The following is an 18,209-nucleotide window of genomic DNA, read 5'->3' on the forward strand; positions in this document are numbered from 1 at the left end:
CGCCGGATGAAAATTCAGTGGCAGGTCACTTCTTCCATCCCTTGGTGTCCACCTATTTTGGTGGACACCTCATGCCAAAGCTCACTCAATTGCAGAAGGTGCGGGGAAAATCGCGCTTACGATCGTTCAGAAAACATTGCCTGTTTTTGGAGGCGCAGGCGGTGTTTCGCCATGCCATTAACCAAGTACCGGTTTTGAGGCATTCTCTCACTCAACTCACCCAGCTTCACCGCCAAAACTGCATACGTTGGAACTCGACCACTGCCCAATGTGGTCATTGATTTGCGGCCCATTCAGAGCGCCAAGACAGCGCCCTTTTGCGTGACAGTTAAACTCAAACGGATGTCGGTGGCCGAGAACCCAGCCATCACTGCAAATTCCCCCGCCTCTATCCGCCAACGCCGCTCGGTCGTGTCGAAGAAGGCAAATGTTCGGGCGTCAAGTATGAAACGCAACCTTCGTTTCTCACCGGGTTCCAGGGCAATTTTCGAGAAGGCTTTCAGCTCTTTAACCGGTCTGGGTATAGATGCTTCAACATCGCCGACATAGATTTGCACCACTGCCGAACCTGGCCGCTCGCTGATGTTGGTCAATTCCAGTGTCACTGTCACCGCGCCGGCAGCGTCTGGTAGCCCTACCGTCAGGTCCGACATCGCAAAGCTTGAATAACCGAGACCATGACCGAACGGGAACAGCGGCTTAATGCCGTGGCGGTCGTAGTGCCGATAACCGACGAACACACCTTCGTCATATCGCACATGGCCGTCCTTACCTGGATAGACCGCGTCATCCTCAGTATGTGTGGGGTTGTCAGCCCAGCGCACGGGGAAGGTCTGTGCCAGTCGGCCCGAGGGCTCGGCCTTGCCGAGGAGCACATCGGCGATCGCGTTGCCAGCCTCCTGTCCGGGATACCAGCATTGCAGTACTGCACGAGCACCGGAAAGCCAGGGCATTTCCACCGGTCCACCGGTTTGTAGTACGACGATCGTGTTCGGATTGGCCGCAATTACCGCCTCAACAAGCTGGTTCTGCAGACCGGGAAGTGCAATACCGCGAAGATCGGAGCCCTCGGTATCCCAGTCGCCCGTTCTGCCCACGAAGACTACCGCATGATCAGCCTTTGCCGCGACGGCTGCTGCCTCGGCAATCTCCGCTTCGGCCGAAAATCTGCCTATTCCTACCCGAATTGCGGCGATATAGAGGTTGACGTGGTCGTGCCGGGCGTACTCGGCGACGACCTCGTATGTACGGCCGGCTTCGAGCGTGATTTCACCCACGACCTCTTCGCAGCCTTCTTCAAAGAATGTGGTACCACGTATCCAGGAAGCCCAAGCGTCCACCACAAGTCTGCCGTCCACATAGACCCGGCCAAGCCCGGCCGAGGTTAGTCCGACGCGATAGACGCCGGCTTCCGAGGCTGTGAAGATGGTGCGCATTCTAGCCGAAAAGCGAAGGGGATCGACAAAGCCCTCGGCCACGGGGGGCAACCATACACCAAGGCTCGACGGTTCCTCGACGACCTTCACCGGTTCGCCAGCTAGCTCCCTTCCTTGGAAAAACTCGAAGGTTGTGGGGTTTTCGATTAGCGGCTGAAACCGATAATTGTTGCAGCCCTGAGCGTAGCACAGATTCTCCTCACCCAGCGCGTCCACCAGCCCCTGCCACGGACTGATGACATAGTGAGGGTTCAACTGCGCCGAGCCGCCTCCCATCACCTGCGCGACCTTGGCATTGGGTCCAATGATGGCGACCATACCTTGCTGAGCCAATGGCAGGATCCCGTCATTCTGTAGCAGAACTGCGCTTTCCGCTCCCGCGCGCCTGATCAATGCCCTATGTTTCGGTTGATCAATGGCGTACTCCTTAAACTCGCGATGATCGTTGATAGCGCCGGTGCGTTCCATCAAAGTCAGGATATTGCGCACACAGGCGCGGATCGTCTCGACACTAACCTCGCCGCCTTCGACCGCAGCCAGTAGCTTGGAGCCGCGATCGCGAGTCGGGCCCGGCATCTCCAGATCCAGCCCGGCATTCACGGTGGGTGCGGTCGAACGCGAGCCGAACCAGTCCGACATCACCACGCCGTTAAAACCCCAGTCACCGCGCAGAACCTCGTTCAACAGCCAATGGCTTTCCGCCGTGTAAGTACCGTTTAGCTTGTTATACGAAGACATCACGGCCCAGACCTTTGCCCGCTTCACCGCCGTCTCAAAGGGTATCAGGTAGACTTCGCGCAGCGTGCGTTCATCGATATCTGAAGAGATGGTTGTACGTTCAATCTCGGACTCGTTGCCGACGAAATGTTTTATCGTGGCACCGACTTTCGTGGACTGCAGACCTTCGATATAGCCGACTGCAAGTTCCGCCGTCAGGATCGGATCCTCAGAGAAGCACTCAAAGTTGCGGCCGTTTGTGACGCTACGCTGGATGTTAACGGTGGGGGCTAACGAGACGTGGGCACCTTTTGAAAGAACCTCGTCACCTAGGGCACTGCCGATTTCCTTGGCTAGATCCGGGTTCCAACTCGCTCCGATGGCGATGCCCACCGGGAAAGCCGCTGCAGTCACACCTCCGACAAAAGACCCCGCCCCGCGGGCGCCGTTGGGGCCGTCGGTCAAGCGCAATCTCCCTATCCCTAGGCGGTCGATGGGCGGTAAAGACCAGAACGTATCGCCGGAAAGTAGCGAGACCTGCTCCGCCAAGGTCATATTATCGAGCAATGCTTTCTTATCAATCATCTTCTCTGCTTCTTGAATCTCAATACTTACCTGTCCCAGATCAACATCTCAAGATGCATATCGGGGAAGCTGGTGATCTCGGCGCCATGGAGCCGTCCATCCATAAAAAGGACGCCCGTTTGTTCATCAAGGCGTCGCGTCCCGCCGTCGCGAGGACGACGACATGTTCGAAGCCTTCACATAGCCGAGATGCGGTCACCGCTTTCCATTGAAAACAAGGAACATCGCGGCAATCGATTTCAGCAGTGAAAGTTGTGCCGGCTGCGGCAGCGCCGGTTCTGTTACGGAGTTATTCCTCCGCAAGTTTGTGAGACAGTTCGAACATTAGCAAGCTTTATCAGACAATCTGTTGACAGACAACCTCGGTCGCGCAGCTTTCGTGTCGTCATTGATGATTCGATGCTTCCCTCGGAGGCGGATCCCGATTGATGAAGTTTCTTCACCGCCTATGGACAAGGATCGACCACAATGGACAGGCTGTTGTCCCGTTTCCGGCTACAGAGTAATCATTTTCGTACTGTCTTTCATAATCAGCATTTGCGCGGTGGGGTTTTCGGGGCACTACGCCGCGGGTCTCCTACAAGGCCGCCTGGAAACCTCGAGCGAGGTGATGCAGGTGCTCTCGGGTTTCCGTGACGTCTCCGCCTCGTCCGTCTGCATCGCCCTCACGCCGTGCTTGAATCCTCCCTACATATGCAGGCATTCCCGGTTGATATCGATCCAGATTGTCTGAGAGCTACCAGTATTCGTTGATCCTGCCGTTATAGCTTTGCCTGCTCGTCTGCACAAATTTAGATATCGAGAGATCAAAAACGGGCGCCTGGAGGAGAGCCGTGGCAGTACCGCATTCGTACCGGCTGGTCGTGTCAGACAGCCGAAGACTTGCGGATTCTCTACCATCATGGATGGCCTCGGCTCAGAGAGGGATCGGAGGCTGTCACGTATTTTTTTCCGCTTTCGGCATGTTAAAGGATGCCAGGCGATCTTGCTGCCAATTATTTTTCTGGCTGCGAGCGACCGCTTTCTGCCGGCACTCAAATTCCCCTGGTGAAGCAGGGCTATCGCATATGAGCGATGATAGAGATGAGGAACTGATCGTCCCACCCTGCCTTCTTGATCTTTCGACGAATGGAGGCCTTATCTGGATGGGCCCGGATGAGGTTGAGGGCAATCTTTCGTAACAGAGCAATGTTTGCCGGTCCGTGATCCTTACGGTTTCTGGCGGCATCCTCGCGGAACTGGACGTCGAGCACCCAGTGCAGTTTGTTTTCGATCTGCCAATGAGTTCTGGTTACCTCGATCAGGGCGGCAGCCGACATGACGGTGGAGAGCAGGAAGTAGCGGACATGGCTGGTCAGACGGCCATCGGCATGACGGCTTGTGGCCTCGACGGAGCCGATGGCCTGCAGGCCGGGGAAGTCGATGTCATTGACGGCGACGATGCAGGCACGGCGTCTTTCGCAGCGGTCATGGTCATTCTCGGCGGCGGTCTGGACGCCGAGTGGCTCGACGTCGTCCAGACGAGCAATCGTCTGTGCCAGGAGGCCGGGCTGATTGGCCTTCAACGCCAGGGCATAGTCGCCGCCGGCGGAAAGGATGGCATGAGCGGTATCGGCGCGGCAATGCAGGGCATCGGCGGTGACGATGGCACCTTCCAGCGACAAAAGCGCAAGCGCATCGAGCGCCCCTTGGACCTCGTTGCGGCCCGGCGCGGTCTGTTGGCCGATGACCAGGCCGCAACCGGCAGCCCAGACCTTGACGAGGGGCAGCGGCGTCGCCTCGTACCGCCTTGCCGTCGACCGCCACCACGCCTTCCATGCCCTTTGCAAAGGCTTCGGTAAAGCGGCTTCGAAGGCAACCTGATTGAGGCAGCGGAAAACGGTGGAGAAGGTGCCATGGCCGGCGATGCCATAGGGCAGCGGCACGATCGTCTTGAGCCACTTCTTTTTGGAAACGCCGAATCGGCCATGTCGGCGCAGCTTTCGGCGCCGCAAACGATCGCGGCAATGGCAATGAACAGGATCGACATCAGCGGATGACGTGTGTTGCGCCCCGAGGGTCGGGCAGATCTTTAAAACAGGTGGCAAATCGATTCATCCGTACCTCCAAATTATCGGAGAGTTCTTGAGTCGATTTGCCTCAGCAAAACAACTCCTTACCATCCATATGCGATTCTCCTGCCTGGTGAAGCTGTCTCGTCTGGCCGTCACTTCAATCGCCCGCAACCGGCGCCTTAAGGTAGTCGAGAAACGTCCGGAGAGCGGACGGCACCTGTCGATGCGAAACGTAGTATGCATGAAAACCCGGCCCGGTAGAGGTCCAGTCCGGCAGCACGACTTCGAGTGAACCGGCCGCAAGTTTGTCCTCGACCCGGGCCTGCAGGCAATAAAAGAGACCGCCTCCCTCCTCCGCCATGCGGATAGATAGTTCCGAATCTCCGAGCGTGAGAAGTCCCGGAACGTCGAGAGAAACCATGCGATCGCCGTCGCCAAGTTCCCATTTGCAGAGGTGATCCGTACCGGTTCGGATCCGGATGCACTCGTGCGTCAAGAGATCTTCCGGCCGCGCGGGCCGCCCTCGTTCGTTGAGATAGGCCGGAGAACCGACTACGATCCATTCGAGTTCGGATGTCAGACGCGACGCGATCATCCCCTCGGGAACCGTTCCCCCATAACGGATGCCCGCGTCAAAACCTTCGGCGACCATATCGATGAAGCGATCCTCGACGCTGACTTCGACCTCGACATCTGGGTAGCTCTTGCGAAAACTGTGCAGTCGAGGAGCGATCAGCAGCTCGGCGGCGTCACGCAGGGTGGTCACTCTCACTCTGCCCGTAGGCCCGCTCCTGAAACTGTCTAGGAGATCCATCGCAGCTTGAATGCCGAGGAAACGGGGCTCCAGTTCGGCAAGCAGCACTTCGCCGGCGGCGGTGAGACTGATGCTCCTGCTTGTCCGATGAAACAGACGGACGCCCAGACGGGCCTCCAAACCCCTGATCGAGTGGCTGAGGGCAGACCCGGAAACGCCGCGAAGCGCGGCGGCCTTTCGGAACCCCCCCGCACGCGCGATCGCGACGAAAGTTTCAAGGTCGGCCAGATCGGCCCGCGTTGATACCATGAGTTATGGATACTCGCACTTGTACTGAAAAAGATCGCCCTTGCCGGCGCCGACCTTGCTTCAGGCCGGCCGGCACCTTCAATCCTTATTTAACTGGCCCTGTATTTGGTATGTGATGGCCGAGGAAGCAGTCAAAAATTTGACCTAGTGATCCATGTTGGATCCTGCGAAGGACGGCGGAGATGGCCCGGTCGCTGAAAAACGAAAACGTCCGGGATTAGATCGTCATGCAATGAAGATCTTCGTGTCCACAGCCACGAGAGACGGCACCGGTTGGTTCCGCGAGGCGGTCTAACAGTCCCGGAGGTTCTAGTTCTGAGCTCTCGAAAACGCGGGCTACCAGTCCTGCCGGGTTGGATGGACGAAATGTCGTTGATCGTGATCTCCGGGGGCTGGTCTAGTGCATAGACCACGGCTTCAGCCACCGACGACGGCGGAATACCCTGCTTGTTGAGCTCTCCGGCGATCTTTCTGCCCGTCTCGTCATGAACCTTGTCGGCCCAGCCGGTATCGATCACGCCAGGGCTGATCATAGACACTTGGATCCCGCTACCCACGCCCACCTCCTTCCTGAGGCTTTCGGTAATACCGCGTATGAAGAACTTCGTGGCTCCGTAAACCCCTGCCGCCTCGCCGACATGAACGCCGGCGATAGAGCTCATATTCAGGATGCGGCCGGACCGGCGCTCCAACATCGACGGCAGCACCGCGGCGATCGCATGCAGATAGCCACGCAGGTTGGTATCGATCATCTTGTTCCAATCGCCGACGGCGGCATCCTTCCAATAGGAAAAGAGCATGAGGCCGGCATTGTTGACCAATATATCGACCGGGCCGTACGTCGTTGTGGCGAACGCGACGAGGGCCTTGGTACTCTCAAAATCCGTGGCATCAGCAACCTTGTAGCTGGCAATACCTCCCGAACCGGTGATGTCTTCGACGATCTGACTGAGGCGTTCCTCATTGCGGCCGGCAAGGACGACGCGCGCACCTTTTTCCGCCAATCCTCTGGCGGTCGCCGCTCCAATGCCCGAGGAAGCCCCTGTGACGATGGCGACCTTGTTTTTCAGATGTGACATGACGTGCTCCTTCACTGCGGTTGGGTCAATTCGGCTTGCCGCGCGGCTTTGACGGGCTCGGGGGTCGTCCGGTTTTCCAACACCTGCCGCTTGGTTTTCTGATCTCCGCCGACGATATGGTCGATGCCGTTCATGAGGGCCTCGAAGCCCTGCTTGGCGACGAGCGTCTTGTCGTTTTTTTGTTGGCCACCGAGCTTCGTACCGCCCATTCCAGCGTTCGCGTGGAAGTCGCTGTTGGTGGCGCCCGGAAGGAGTGCCGTCACCGTGACCCCGGTCGAGCGCAACTCCTCGCGCAGAGATTCCGCGACCATGTAACCGAATGCCTTCGACGGGCCGTAAACGGTTTCGTATGGCGTGGGCAGGGTCGCCGAAACCGAGGAGGTGATGAGAATCCTGCCGCGGCCGTTCTTGACCATATGTTGGACGACGCGTTTGGCCATATGGACGGTCCCGGTTACATTGATCGCAAGCAGGCGAAGCTCATCCTCGAGATCGTTATCGACAAAGGCGCCGCCAATACCGATACCGACGTTCAGAGCCGCGGCTTCCAAGGGGCGCCCCAGCCCCTGCGTAAAGGTCCAGAACCTCTCGACGCCATCGTACGTCGAGGCATCCGCTTTGAACGGATATGCTTCGGCATCAAGGCTTCGTAGCGCATCGGCGGCCTCGTTCACCTTGTCGCTTGAGCCTGAAATGGCGACATCGAATCCATTCTTGGCGAATTGTTTGGCAAGCTCGAAGCCTATTCCAGATGAGCCGCCCGTGATCATTGCGAGTGGTTTATTCCCTGTCATGATTTCACTCCTTTGGTTTGGTCAGCACCACGATCGTCTCGAGGCGCTGGTGACCAAATGCCCGTGGAGCCGATTGGTTACATGAGCAAAATTGATCGGGGCGGCGAGTGAAAATCATCCACCGATCTGGCAGGGACCAGGAGTGCGTTACCTTTTTGGTCCCGTCCGCGGTCGAACTGGCCAGGCATTCCCTACGTCACGAAGGCCCTTGAGTGAACACGGCTCATCGGTGCGTGCGATCCCGCTCACTTCAAGTAGCCGTCGCGCTACCCTATTCTTATAGTGCGATCGAACGGTCGTTCGCAGCCCGCGGATATGATCCGACGACCCAAGCGCCCGAGTAGCGTTGATGGACTTCTCTGCGCTGGTGCCATCGGCCGGCACGCTTCTCGGAGAAAAATTCCACGGCGACGGCTTGTCCGGCACACCTTCCAGCGGTGACGGTCCAATGACGGGAAAGACAAAAAATGAGCGAGAGAATGAACAGCGTCGTTGCTCCTGGCCGCGTTGCGGTCATCACGGGAGCTGCGAAGGGCATCGGCTTGGCAATCGCGAGGGCTCTCGCGGCCCGCGGCATGAAGCTCGCGCTGCTGGATCTCGACGCCGACGCACTTGAGGATGTTACTTCGACACTCGACACGGACATCCTGATCGTGAGCGGCGACGTATCAGATTTGTCGGCACTGACCAGGTTGCGGGACGAAACGATTTCGCGGTTTGGCGACGTGGCCGTCCTAGTAAACAACGCGGGCATAACGCAAGGAGCCGGCCCTTGGGACAATCCTGCAAAGTGGCGACGCCAGATCGATGTAAACTTCGGAGGTGTTCTGGCCGCGCAACACGTCTTCGTGCCCTACATGATCGAAGCCGGTCGCCAGTCGGCCGTTGTCAACCTCGGCTCCAAGGAAGGTATTACGACTCCTCCAGGTAACGCCGCATATTCGGTGGCAAAGGCAGCTGTCAAAGTCCTGACCGAACAGCTGTCGCACGAGCTTCTGAAGGAGACGGGAGGTCGTGTTTCGGCTCATCTCCTCGTCCCTGGCTACACGTGGACACCCATGAACATCGCACTCAAGCCGCAGGGCATTGCGAAACCCGATGAGGCATGGACCGCAGAGCAACTGGTGGAATACTTCCTGGTCCGTCTGCTCGACGAGAATTTTTACATCATCTGTCCGGATAACGCGGTTACGTCTGCGATAGATGCCAGACGGATCCGCTGGGCGGCCGATGACATGATTCTGAACCGACCCGCGCTTTCACGTTGGCACCCCGACTGGATGGATAAATTCGCAGCCTGGTTGAAGGCAGGCCACTGACGGTGGAATGTTTGTAGAGGAGAGTAATCCAATGCCCAGACCCTATGTAATCTGTCACATGATGTCGCCGCTGGATGGCCGATTGATCGTCAATGATTGGGCCGAGGCAACCGGCCATTCGGTCGATGAGCTCGTGAAGATCTATGACGGCCTGCATGAGAAGATCGGTGCCGACGCCTGGCTTTCGGGAAGAGCGACGGGAGAAGAGTTCGCGGACGCCGTCGACCGCCCCTATCAAGCAACCGGCACAGCCGCGCGACCGATCCATATCGCCAACCCGGACGCCGGCGAGTTCGCTGTCATCGTGGATAAGGACGGTCGGCTACGCTGGGACAAGAGCGACATTGAGGGAGCTCACCTTGTGGTCCTGACAGGATCTGACGTGGATGATGCTTACCTGGCGGGCCTCACCCAGGCTGGCGTTTCCTATATCGTCTCGGAGAAAGATGGCGTCGATCTGAAAAACGCGCTTGACCTTCTTGGAACCGAGTTCGGTGTGAAGCGCTTGATGCTGGAAGGCGGGGCGCAAACCAATGGCCATTTCTTGAAGGCGGGTCTTGTTGACGAGGTCAGCCTGGTCATCTTCCCTGCGATCGGAGGCAAGTCGAATACACCGGCCATATTCGAGGGCGGCGAGGATGGGCTTGCCGGCAGGGCGAGGCTCACGTTTATCAGCGCCGAAGCCGCTGGCCTCGGCTCCGTGCATCTGAGATATCGCGTTGGACGTCCATAAGAGACGTCCGTAGGAGAAGATTGTGGAAGGGCTCCCTCCTGCCGTCGTCGAAATGATCGTCGAGGAGCAGGGCGCGATACTCCTGAGCAAGCAACCTTGTTTCGAGATCATCGCGCAGCGCAGAGAGCCGGAAGAACTGGCGTAGTCTGCCCGTGGTGTCTCTCCGATTAGGCGGTGTGATGAACGGTATGTGACGCCGACATTAATGCCCGCGGCGGTGACCGCGATATGAGCGTCAAGGCGTTGCTCGAGTGCAGCTCGACAAACAAACAAGGTGAGACGCGTATTGCCGCACGTAACGATGCTCCCCACAAAAATGTCGGGCCTACTACACCTGCTGTCAGGTTTGTCAGGTGCGCGCCATGGTGCTGTTCCGCCCGACTTCCTACCGCGCTCTCGTGGAAGTCCTTGAAGCATAGGCACAAGATTCCTTCTGAGGCTCGATCCGGCCAGAGTGGCATGAGTCTTGAAACTTTCTCGTCGCGCGGCGGCAGCTGTCTTCTCCCGAGAAAGCGCGCGAGTCAAAGTCGAATTGCAGGTGAACGCATGGTGACGCAGTAGAACTTTGTGGATGCGGTTCGACCCGGGGAGAACAAAACTCCGGGCAGAGGTTTGGGAGGGTTGTTTGTCTGTGTCTGACAAAATTGCGATCTTCGGTATGGCGAGCGTTTTTTCGGTCACCCATGCGCTATTCGCAGTCGCTCAAGAGGCCAGGGCCGTGACTAACCCCCTGGCCTATATGCTGCAACCTATCACAAAATCCCAGGGGATGCTGAAAACCTTCGAACAAAGCCGGGAGACATTTCCGGGCGAGGTTCTGCTCGATATGAACGCTACCTATCTCGACCGACAGATCTACAATCCGGCCACGGCGCGCTACGACCACGTTAAACTGCGCGGCTATCAAGACGCCCGCCAGACCGGCTTATCCGGTGCCGACACGCCATTGGTTGGACCGACCATCGATCTACGGCCCGGTCAGACGGTGCGGGTAACGCTTCACAACCTGTTCCCTCAGGATTCCACCTGCGGCATCGGCGGTGGCAGTGCCAATACCCCCCATTGCTTCAACGGTACCAACCTGCATTCGCACGGTCTCTGGGTAAATCCGTCTGGCAATGGCGATAATGTGCTGATCTCAATCCGTCCCGGCGTTTCGTTCCAATATGAATACAACATCGCCGTTGAGCATCCCGCCGGCACCTTCTGGTATCACCCACACCTACACGGATCAACCGCATTGCAGGTGTCGAGTGGCATGTCCGGGGCGTTGATCATCCGTGGCGATCGCATGCCGACACCGACCGAGACTGGCGATATCGACCGCCTATTGAAGCAGCCGGGCGGCTCCGATATCGCCGAACGGGTTTTGGTGCTACAGCAGATTCAATATGCTTGCACCGATAACAATGGCGACATCACTTATGATTGCCAGCCAGGACAGGTGGGCGGCATCGAAAGCTACGATCAGTTCGGACCTGGCAGTTGGCCGGCTTCGGGCCGCTTCACCAGCGTCAACGGCCAGGTGCTTGGTCAGTTGGCATTAGCGGAGGCTGGCTCGGTCGAGCGGTGGCGGATGATACACGCCGGGGTTCGCGACACCATCAATTTCGAAATCCGGCGCAAGACCGGGACGACCGCGTTCCGCACGCTTGCGGCAGCGGACACCGACAGATGGATCGATCAGAATTGCGGCAAGGATACTATTCCGTATGGGGTGGTGGCCCAGGACGGGCTGACAATGGCGCAGGTGCAGATGCGGCAGCAAGCGATCCTGCAACCGGGCTACCGCGTTGACGCGCTGGTGGTGTTGCCAGGAGCGGGTGACTACTGCATCATCGATGGCGCCGCACCGGCAGCGGCCAGCGTCAACCAGGAGGCTCCAAGCCGACGGCTTCTCGGCATAGTCACTGCAGTAGGCGGCCATGCCGTCAATGGCGAGATCGGCACCTATCTGCAGGATTGGCTGATTTCGGCGGCTGAGCGCACGATGTCACAGAATGTCGCCGGCAAGGTTATCGATGACCTCAAGAACGAGATGTCGCTCTCAAGCTTTATTCCCCATCCGGACATCGACGCGGGCGAGGTCACCGGCGAGCAGCAACTGGTGTTTAACATCGATGTGAAACAGCCGGGTGCCACCTTCTTCGAGGTTGACGGCAAACCTTATGATCCCAACCGCATCGACCGGACGTTGCCGCTGAGCGGAGTCGACGAATGGACGCTCCGCTCGGATTTCGTCAGCCACCCATTCCATATCCATGTCAATCCGTTTCAGATCATCAAAATTGTCGATGCGGCCGGCAACGATGTCAGCGCGCTTGGCGCCGATGACGACGGCGATCCGCAATATCCAGGCTTGAAAAATGTCTGGAAGGACACGCTGTGGATCAAGAATCCCGGCACCGATCCGTCGGCGCGCTACACGATCACCGTGCGGACGCACTACCAGCGCTATATCGGCGAGTTCGTTCTGCATTGCCACATCCTCGATCATGAGGACCAGGGCATGATGCAGAACATCAGGATCACCCTGCCGGACGGCCAGGGTGGCACCGTTTCCGGCCATCATTAGGGCGTCGATCGCCATTGGGAGGAACTATGAGCTTCACTGGCACTTGGAGTTATCGCAGCCTGATCAACAATCCCGATTTATCGGTTGATTTCAATGCACTGGAATTTGGCCAGGGAACGCTGGTGCTGACCGAGTTGGCTCGGCGCAAGGTCGGCGGAACCATTGGTGGGCCCGGGTGGTCGCTGGAATTGACCGGTACGGTGCGTCCGGGAGACCCTGTCGAGCTGCAATTCACTGGAAAGGGCGATGTGGCCGGCGAGACCTGGATCTACAGCTATCGCGGCTACATCGTGCCGAACTGGCCGAATGGCGTCGATCAAAGGGACGCCATTGTCGGTAGCATCGTCCGCGACGTCCCGCATTCGCATGGGGTCGCCGCAGCCGGCTACGTTGCCTCCTGGTATGCCGTGCGACAGTGATGCTCCAGCATTTGCCGCAGCTCGAAGACATTCGGATCAACATTCACCGGCCAGGGTCTGGGTCGACGGACCGATGCCTCACATTTGAACCGCGTGCTCTGGCGGTTCAGCGGGATGTGCTGCCCGAACTTGTCGAACACGATCGTCGCCAGCAACTGAGGGCCGATGAAGCCGCGCGGGCGTCGCATGGAACGGTGCGGGAGCCTGACTGATCGCCTCGCAATCGCGGCAGGTAAATTTCTCGCGCACCGTCTCGATCACCTTGAATCGGCGCGGGATATCCTCCAGCGTTTCCGTCACGTCCTCGCCCAGCTTCGACAGCCGCGAGCCGCCACAGCAGGCACATGCCGTCGGCGCTTCGATGACGATGCGTGCGCGCTCGACGTCTTTGGGCCACGCCTTGCGCACTGGACGCTTGCGGGCGAAGGCGCGCACGGACTGCGTTCTGGCCGCGGCCTCTTGGACGCTCAGTTCGTCCTCGGCGGCCTACGCCACGAGCTCTTCGAGCTGCAAATTCCAACTGATCGATCAGCCGCTGCGTGCGCTCGCGGCGCGGCCCGTGCTTCTCGCGCTCCAGCTTGCCGATCAGCAACTGCAAATGCACGTTGAGCGCCTCAATGTTCGACAGCCGCGCCTTCGCGTTGGCCGCTTCCGCCTCAGCTTGCAGCCGCGCAGCAGGTTCGGCCAGCAGCGCCGGATGAGCGCTGGCAAGGTCCGATGGCAGGGTAAGCGGCGGCAATGTCATAACGACATTGAATCAGATTTCTCAACAATCTCAATGTAAAAATTCAGTCAAACCCGGCTGGGGCGCCAGGTTTCCTGCCGTGCGCGCCAGTCAATTCCCTCCAGCGACAACGGATGTTGATGCCCCTCCTGGTGAGGCTGAATGATTCTCAGATCGAGTTGATGAATGGTACGGTTGCGAAGGTCGCGAACCGCGTTGACGACCGCCGGGGAATTTTGGAACAAATATGCTCCGGTTGATTGCTGGTCGATGAGCAGGCGCTTCCGCCTGATTTGAACGTAAATCCAATTGACGGGAATATCGAGCCTGGCGGCAAGTTGTACGGCGCTGAGCAAACTAGGTTCGTGTGTCCATCTGTTGCGCTGTGCCTTTACCTAGATGCCCGCTGCAAGGCGGAGGCGTTGCACAGTGATTGGCAAAACCTTCTCCTCACAATTGGGCGAATGGTGTCCTTTGCGCGTCAGTATTTCAGGCTTCGACATATCCCTGTGTCGCAGACACGGGTATCAGCAAGGTCGATCCACCACGATGTTCAACCTCATACGACGGCGCGAAGTTGCCGCCTCTACGTCCCACCTCACGGATCACATTAAAGGAGCGTCCAAATAACGGATGGCTCGGATCCAGCACCTCGATCTTGTCCGGTGATGATTCGTCAGACTCACAAGCAGGGATATTTCTGTAGACCTTCGAGCAGATAACCGAGCTGCGCCGGTGTGATCACCACCGTGCCGTCAGCGGCTGACGGCCAGATGAAGCGGCCGCGCTCCAGCTTCTTCGTGAACAGACAAGCGCCCTGGCCGTCACGCTAGATAAACCTTCCTCGCTCCAATTTTTTCGTGAACAGGCAGGCCCCCTGGCCATCGTGCCAAACGACCTTGATCAGATCGCCGCGTTTGCCCCAAGGCGGCGCATCCTCGGATGCTTACTTTTGTCCGGAAAGCTTGCCGTTTTGGCCGCATTGAACTCATCAAATAAGGATTTGCGCCGCGCGGACGAGCACGCGGCGCTTTTATTCGGCAGGGAAAGCAGCTTCGTCTAAGCCTTTGGCCATATTCGATGAATTCTTGCTCCACAATCTCTGACGGGCCAGCGCCGGCAGGGCAGAGGAGATTAATCCTTCAAGAGGCTTTTGTTCTCAGTCGTCGGCACGTACTGGAAAGTGTCTTGTCCTTGCTCAATGGCCGGACCGGAGCCGCCTTCGTAAGCGAGGTTCCAGCTCGTGACTATCTCAGTGTTGTTGCCGTTGACCTGTGCGTAGCCGGTCCATCCGGTTGCGGAATTGCAGTTCTCCGTCGAATTGTTCCAGCCGACCGAAAATGCGATGAACGTCCCGTTTACCCTTCCTGTTAGCGGATAGGGCGAGTTCTGGCATCCGGTGCCCTGGGCTCTGTTTACATATTGGCCGGAGACGTTTCCGAACGAGTCGACTTGAATGATCATCGTCGAGCCGGACTGGTTCTGCCAACTGCTGGAAGCCGATGCGATGCTTGAAAAATCCTTGAAGTTGCTTGCATCGAAAGCAAGAGCTGAGGTTGCTACAGCAAACACAAGTGCTGCAACTGCATTAGTACGGATCATGGTTTTTCCTCCTGATGTGCGCCGACCGTCGGCGATCGTACCGAAGGTTGCATATAAACTCGTAATAATCAATCAATCCGAGTAGCAATTTCCCGGGTTGAGAAAACCGAAAGACGGGCCGCGCGTTGCGTGGCGCGGCCCGAGAACGAGCATCAGGAGTGAAGACTTACACGATGCAAATTACGAACGGGATAGCGCAACGCTAATATCTTGACCATCATTGGAACGGACAAACTGCATGGCCGCAACCCCGAGAGCTACCTCACGGACGTCCTAACCCAGATCAAAGATTAACCGGTAGATAGGCTTGAAGACCTGTTGCCGTGGAATATGCTTCCGACGGTCTCCACTGCGCAAAAGGCCGCCTGATGGCTCGTTCGATGCATATCTGCACGATCGAAGACGTGGCCACCATGACCGGCGAGAACCTCGAACTGCTCAGAGAGATCGTATCCATCCGAGCAGGGCCGCGGGATTTTGGGCGCCGCGCGTAGTAACTTCGGTTCATGGAGATCGGATCGAACTGCACGGAGATCGGGTGAGAATCGGCGCCGACGGTACGCCATCACATGACCGCGACAGACCCGATCATCCGCCAACACTTGCCGATCGTGCATGAGGCGATGCATCACGTCACCCATATGACCGTGCGCAACCGCGGCACCTTCGGCGGCAGCGTCGCGCATGCGGATCCAGCGACCGAGATGCCGATGATGACACGGTTCCTCGGTGGGACGGTCATCGCCTCCTCTCAGCGCGGCAGACGCGAAATACCTGCAGCCGATTTTTTTGTCGGATCGCTGGTCAACTCGTTGGAACCGGACGAGTTTGTAATTCGCGTCGAGCTCGACGCGATGAGACCGGATGCCGGATGGGGATTTGAGGAGTTTGCAAAACGCCACGGGGACTTCGCACTCGCTTGCTTTGCGACGACGCTGCATTGTGTAGATGGCAGGGCGTCTGACGTTCGCGTTGGCATGATGGGCGTTGGTGAAACCCCGCTGCGGCTTGAAGAGATCGAGGGCATCATCGAGGGGACGGATGTTTCCGAGCCGGTTCTCGATACGGTGGCGGATCGCCTGGCTGGAATCCTCACGCCCAACACGGATATCCATGCCTCTGCAGATTACCGCAGGCATCTCTCAGGCGTCCTTGCCAAACGGGCCCTTCGCGCCGCCTGGAGCCGCGCGAACCACGAAAGGCTTCAAGCAAGATGAGTGAGAAGACGATCACCGTCAGCGTCAACGAAGCGTATATGACGCGCACGATCGAAGCACGAACGCTGCTGAGCCACTTCCTGCGCCAGGATCCTTTGCCTGACCGGAACCCATGTCGGGTGCGAACATGGCGTTTGCGGTGCCTGCACCGTCATTCTCGATGGAAGGAGCGCACGCTCCTGTCTGATGCTTGCAGTGCAGGCAGACGGGAGCGAAATCGAAACCATGGCCAGGGAAGCGTCGATACTCGGACGAATCCAAGAAGCGTTCCGCCAGCATCATGGCCTGCAATGCGAATTTGTAGGCCCAGTTTCATCGTTGGCGATCATCGACCTTCTTCGCCACCATCCGCTGGAAACCGATGATAAGATCAGGGAAGCGCTCTCAGGAAACATCTGTCGTTGTACGGGCTATGAAAACATCGTCAACGCCGTCCGCGAACTGGCTAGCAAGAGAGGACCTTTAAGATGAAGATGCATTTTCTCGAGGCCGGCCGGCTTCGTATGCGCCGGTCCATTTACGTCCCTGGGGCGCTGAAGGAAGAAGCGATTGAATTGCCGGTTCACGCCACCCTGATGCGCCATCCCCAAGGCAACGCGCTGTTCGATAGCGGATGCAATCCAGAGGCCGCCATCGATCCAGGCGCGCGATGGGGTGGGTTAAGCAAGGTTATGACCCCGATCTTTTCGCCAGAGCGGACGGTCGTTCATCAGTTGAAGACTCTTGCTCTCGATCCCGAGGACATAGATGTTGTGATCTGTTCACATCTGCATCCCGATCATTGCGGCTGCAACGCGTACTTTCGGCGCGCAACGATCCTCTGCCACGAAGCGGAGGCGCAGGCCGCCACGGCAAGCGGTGCAGAAAATCAAGGCTATCTTCGAGGAGAATGGGACCAGCCCCAGGGTTTCCAGACCTTCAATGCCGAGCATGACGTCTTTGGCGACGGGCGCATCGTCTTGCTGCCCATGCCGGGTCATACCCCCGGAATGACCGTCGCCCGTGTCGAGCTGGAAAAAGATGGTTCATTTATACTCGCTTCAGATGCTGCCCCGCTCCAGGCGAGCGTCGACACCGGTATCGCTCCGAGAAATACTTGGAACATCGAACTCGCCGCAGAGGCACTCGCTCGCCTGAAAGCTCTTCGGGAGCGGGGAGCTTCTATCATTTTCGGCCACGACGACGCGCAATGGCAAGAGTTGCGAAAGGGTGTGGAGTTCTACGAATGAGCCAGCAGGACCATTCCGTCGAGCTGCGGCCCAAACTTGTCGGCAAGCGGGACAAGCGCACCGAAGATCCACGTCTGCTGACGGGTGTTGGTCAGTATGTCGATACATGGCGCCGCGGTATGTTGCATATCGCATTGCGACGCTCCGACCAGCCACATGCCCGAATCCTGAACATCGATGTCGGCGATGCGTTCTCGGTGCCCGGCGTCGTCGCGATCTATGACGCGAGCGACCTGGAAGGAGAGATCAAACCTGCCATACCGACCTCGCGTATGCCTGGTTATTACGCCACCCCCATATGGCCACTTGCACGCGGGAAAAGGTGGCCGTTCTACTGGATCGTGTCCCAGTACGTGGCGTAGGTGACGGTAGGGAGTAAAGCCGAGCGCCCGCGCGTTTCATTGCGCTGTAGCGGGTGATCGGCTTTGCGGGCGGCCATCCTCATCAGCGGCTGGAGATAGATCAGATAACCGCCCACGGTGACAAGGATGCCGATCTGGAGTAGCGGCTCGGAGATGCTGGTCCCAACGAAACTGCCCACCGGTTCCGCTTCCGCAAAGATGATCGACAGCTCAACCCCCTCGAGCGTGGATTCCGATGGCGGCGTCTCGGCCCGATGCAGAACGCGCGCCCCGAGCCAAAGCGTGCTTTTTTCGCCCACCC

18 protein-coding genes and 4 pseudogenes are annotated in these 18,209 nt (G+C 58.2%); 12 read left to right on the forward strand and 10 right to left on the reverse strand.

What is annotated here, in order from left to right; all coding sequences use genetic code 11:
* On the forward strand, positions 1-281 hold a 281-nt coding region (locus K6M89_RS28050), incomplete at its 5' end, for a hypothetical protein (protein ID WP_207900914.1).
* 12 nt (positions 282-293) lie between these two features.
* On the opposite strand, the gene K6M89_RS28055 is transcribed toward K6M89_RS28050, so the two are convergent.
* Positions 294-2,738: a beta-glucosidase gene (locus tag K6M89_RS28055; protein WP_004674391.1), complete on the reverse strand. Its 2,445-nt coding sequence runs from the start codon at positions 2,736-2,738 to the stop codon at positions 294-296.
* A 468-nt stretch (positions 2,739-3,206) separates the two neighbouring features.
* Between K6M89_RS28055 and K6M89_RS31265 the strand changes: the two are divergent.
* A pseudogene (locus tag K6M89_RS31265) lies at positions 3,207-3,387 on the forward strand (hypothetical protein); the annotation flags it as partial.
* A gap of 409 nt (positions 3,388-3,796) precedes the next feature.
* Here the strand turns inward: K6M89_RS31265 and K6M89_RS28060 are convergent.
* The 4 genes from K6M89_RS28060 to K6M89_RS28075 form a co-directional block, all read right to left on the reverse strand.
* Positions 3,797-4,663 (reverse strand): ISAs1 family transposase, encoded by an 867-nt coding sequence (locus K6M89_RS28060; protein WP_237353332.1) that lies wholly within the window; start codon positions 4,661-4,663, stop codon positions 3,797-3,799.
* Positions 4,664-4,949: 286 nt separating this feature from the next.
* Positions 4,950-5,855, reverse strand: a complete 906-nt coding sequence (locus K6M89_RS28065; RefSeq protein ID WP_004674388.1) for a LysR family transcriptional regulator — start codon at positions 5,853-5,855, stop codon at positions 4,950-4,952.
* Between the two features lie 131 nt (positions 5,856-5,986).
* The gene (locus K6M89_RS28070) at positions 5,987-6,934 is read right to left on the reverse strand and encodes an SDR family oxidoreductase (RefSeq protein ID WP_004674385.1); all 948 of its coding nucleotides are present in this window, start codon (positions 6,932-6,934) and stop codon (positions 5,987-5,989) included.
* An 11-nt stretch (positions 6,935-6,945) separates the two neighbouring features.
* Positions 6,946-7,728 carry an SDR family NAD(P)-dependent oxidoreductase gene (locus K6M89_RS28075; RefSeq protein WP_004674384.1) on the reverse strand — a complete coding sequence of 261 codons (783 nt, stop codon included), beginning with the start codon at positions 7,726-7,728 and terminating at the stop codon, positions 6,946-6,948.
* A gap of 467 nt (positions 7,729-8,195) precedes the next feature.
* On the opposite strand from K6M89_RS28075, the gene K6M89_RS28080 reads away from it, so the two are divergent.
* From K6M89_RS28080 to K6M89_RS28095, 5 genes are all read left to right on the forward strand, one after another.
* On the forward strand, positions 8,196-9,047 hold the full coding sequence (locus K6M89_RS28080) for an SDR family NAD(P)-dependent oxidoreductase (protein WP_004674382.1): 852 nt from the start codon (positions 8,196-8,198) through the stop codon (positions 9,045-9,047).
* 31 nt (positions 9,048-9,078) lie between these two features.
* Complete coding sequence (locus K6M89_RS28085) at positions 9,079-9,780, forward strand: RibD family protein (RefSeq protein ID WP_004674381.1); 702 nt, start codon at positions 9,079-9,081, stop codon at positions 9,778-9,780.
* Positions 9,781-9,802: 22 nt separating this feature from the next.
* Positions 9,803-9,925 carry a hypothetical protein gene (locus K6M89_RS31555; RefSeq protein ID WP_009982859.1) on the forward strand — a complete coding sequence of 41 codons (123 nt, stop codon included), beginning with the start codon at positions 9,803-9,805 and terminating at the stop codon, positions 9,923-9,925.
* Between the two features lie 480 nt (positions 9,926-10,405).
* A complete protein-coding gene (locus K6M89_RS28090) occupies positions 10,406-12,355 on the forward strand; it encodes a multicopper oxidase family protein (RefSeq protein WP_018446454.1) in 1,950 nt (649 codons plus the stop codon).
* A 26-nt stretch (positions 12,356-12,381) separates the two neighbouring features.
* Positions 12,382-12,774: a hypothetical protein gene (locus K6M89_RS28095; protein WP_004674379.1), complete on the forward strand. Its 393-nt coding sequence runs from the start codon at positions 12,382-12,384 to the stop codon at positions 12,772-12,774.
* A 42-nt stretch (positions 12,775-12,816) separates the two neighbouring features.
* Here the strand turns inward: K6M89_RS28095 and K6M89_RS28100 are convergent.
* From K6M89_RS28100 to K6M89_RS28120, 4 genes and pseudogenes are all read right to left on the reverse strand, one after another.
* Positions 12,817-13,519, reverse strand: a pseudogene (locus K6M89_RS28100) (transposase domain-containing protein); the annotation flags it as partial.
* Between the two features lie 47 nt (positions 13,520-13,566).
* On the reverse strand, positions 13,567-13,854 hold the full coding sequence (locus K6M89_RS28105; protein WP_010031604.1) for a hypothetical protein: 288 nt from the start codon (positions 13,852-13,854) through the stop codon (positions 13,567-13,569).
* A gap of 326 nt (positions 13,855-14,180) precedes the next feature.
* A pseudogene (gene tnpB, locus K6M89_RS31795) lies at positions 14,181-14,408 on the reverse strand (IS66 family insertion sequence element accessory protein TnpB); the annotation flags it as partial.
* 224 nt (positions 14,409-14,632) lie between these two features.
* Positions 14,633-15,100, reverse strand: a complete 468-nt coding sequence (locus K6M89_RS28120) for an avidin/streptavidin family protein (protein WP_004674376.1) — start codon at positions 15,098-15,100, stop codon at positions 14,633-14,635.
* A gap of 195 nt (positions 15,101-15,295) precedes the next feature.
* On the opposite strand from K6M89_RS28120, the pseudogene K6M89_RS31920 reads away from it, so the two are divergent.
* The 5 genes and pseudogenes from K6M89_RS31920 to K6M89_RS28145 form a co-directional block, all read left to right on the forward strand.
* Positions 15,296-15,469, forward strand: a pseudogene (locus tag K6M89_RS31920) (transposase domain-containing protein); the annotation flags it as partial.
* Positions 15,470-15,669: 200 nt separating this feature from the next.
* A complete protein-coding gene (locus K6M89_RS28130; RefSeq protein ID WP_004674374.1) occupies positions 15,670-16,317 on the forward strand; it encodes an FAD binding domain-containing protein in 648 nt (215 codons plus the stop codon).
* Positions 16,318-16,503: 186 nt separating this feature from the next.
* Positions 16,504-16,788, forward strand: coding sequence for a (2Fe-2S)-binding protein (locus K6M89_RS31680; protein WP_004674373.1), 285 nt, complete (start codon positions 16,504-16,506; stop codon positions 16,786-16,788).
* Entirely contained in the window at positions 16,785-17,546 is a 762-nt protein-coding gene (locus K6M89_RS28140) for an N-acyl homoserine lactonase family protein (RefSeq protein ID WP_004674371.1), read from the forward strand. The genes K6M89_RS31680 and K6M89_RS28140 overlap by 4 nt, the downstream gene beginning before the upstream one ends.
* Entirely contained in the window at positions 17,543-17,908 is a 366-nt protein-coding gene (locus tag K6M89_RS28145) for an aldehyde dehydrogenase large subunit (protein WP_004674370.1), read from the forward strand. The genes K6M89_RS28140 and K6M89_RS28145 overlap by 4 nt, the downstream gene beginning before the upstream one ends.
* On the opposite strand, the gene K6M89_RS28150 is transcribed toward K6M89_RS28145, so the two are convergent.
* Positions 17,878-18,207 (reverse strand): hypothetical protein, encoded by a 330-nt coding sequence (locus K6M89_RS28150; RefSeq protein ID WP_009992643.1) that lies wholly within the window; start codon positions 18,205-18,207, stop codon positions 17,878-17,880. The genes K6M89_RS28145 and K6M89_RS28150 overlap by 31 nt on opposite strands.
* Positions 18,208-18,209: the final 2 nt, after the last annotated feature.

Origin of the sequence: Rhizobium croatiense (assembly GCF_019793465.1) — a bacterium.
In the GTDB taxonomy this organism is placed as follows: domain Bacteria; phylum Pseudomonadota; class Alphaproteobacteria; order Rhizobiales; family Rhizobiaceae; genus Rhizobium; species Rhizobium croatiense.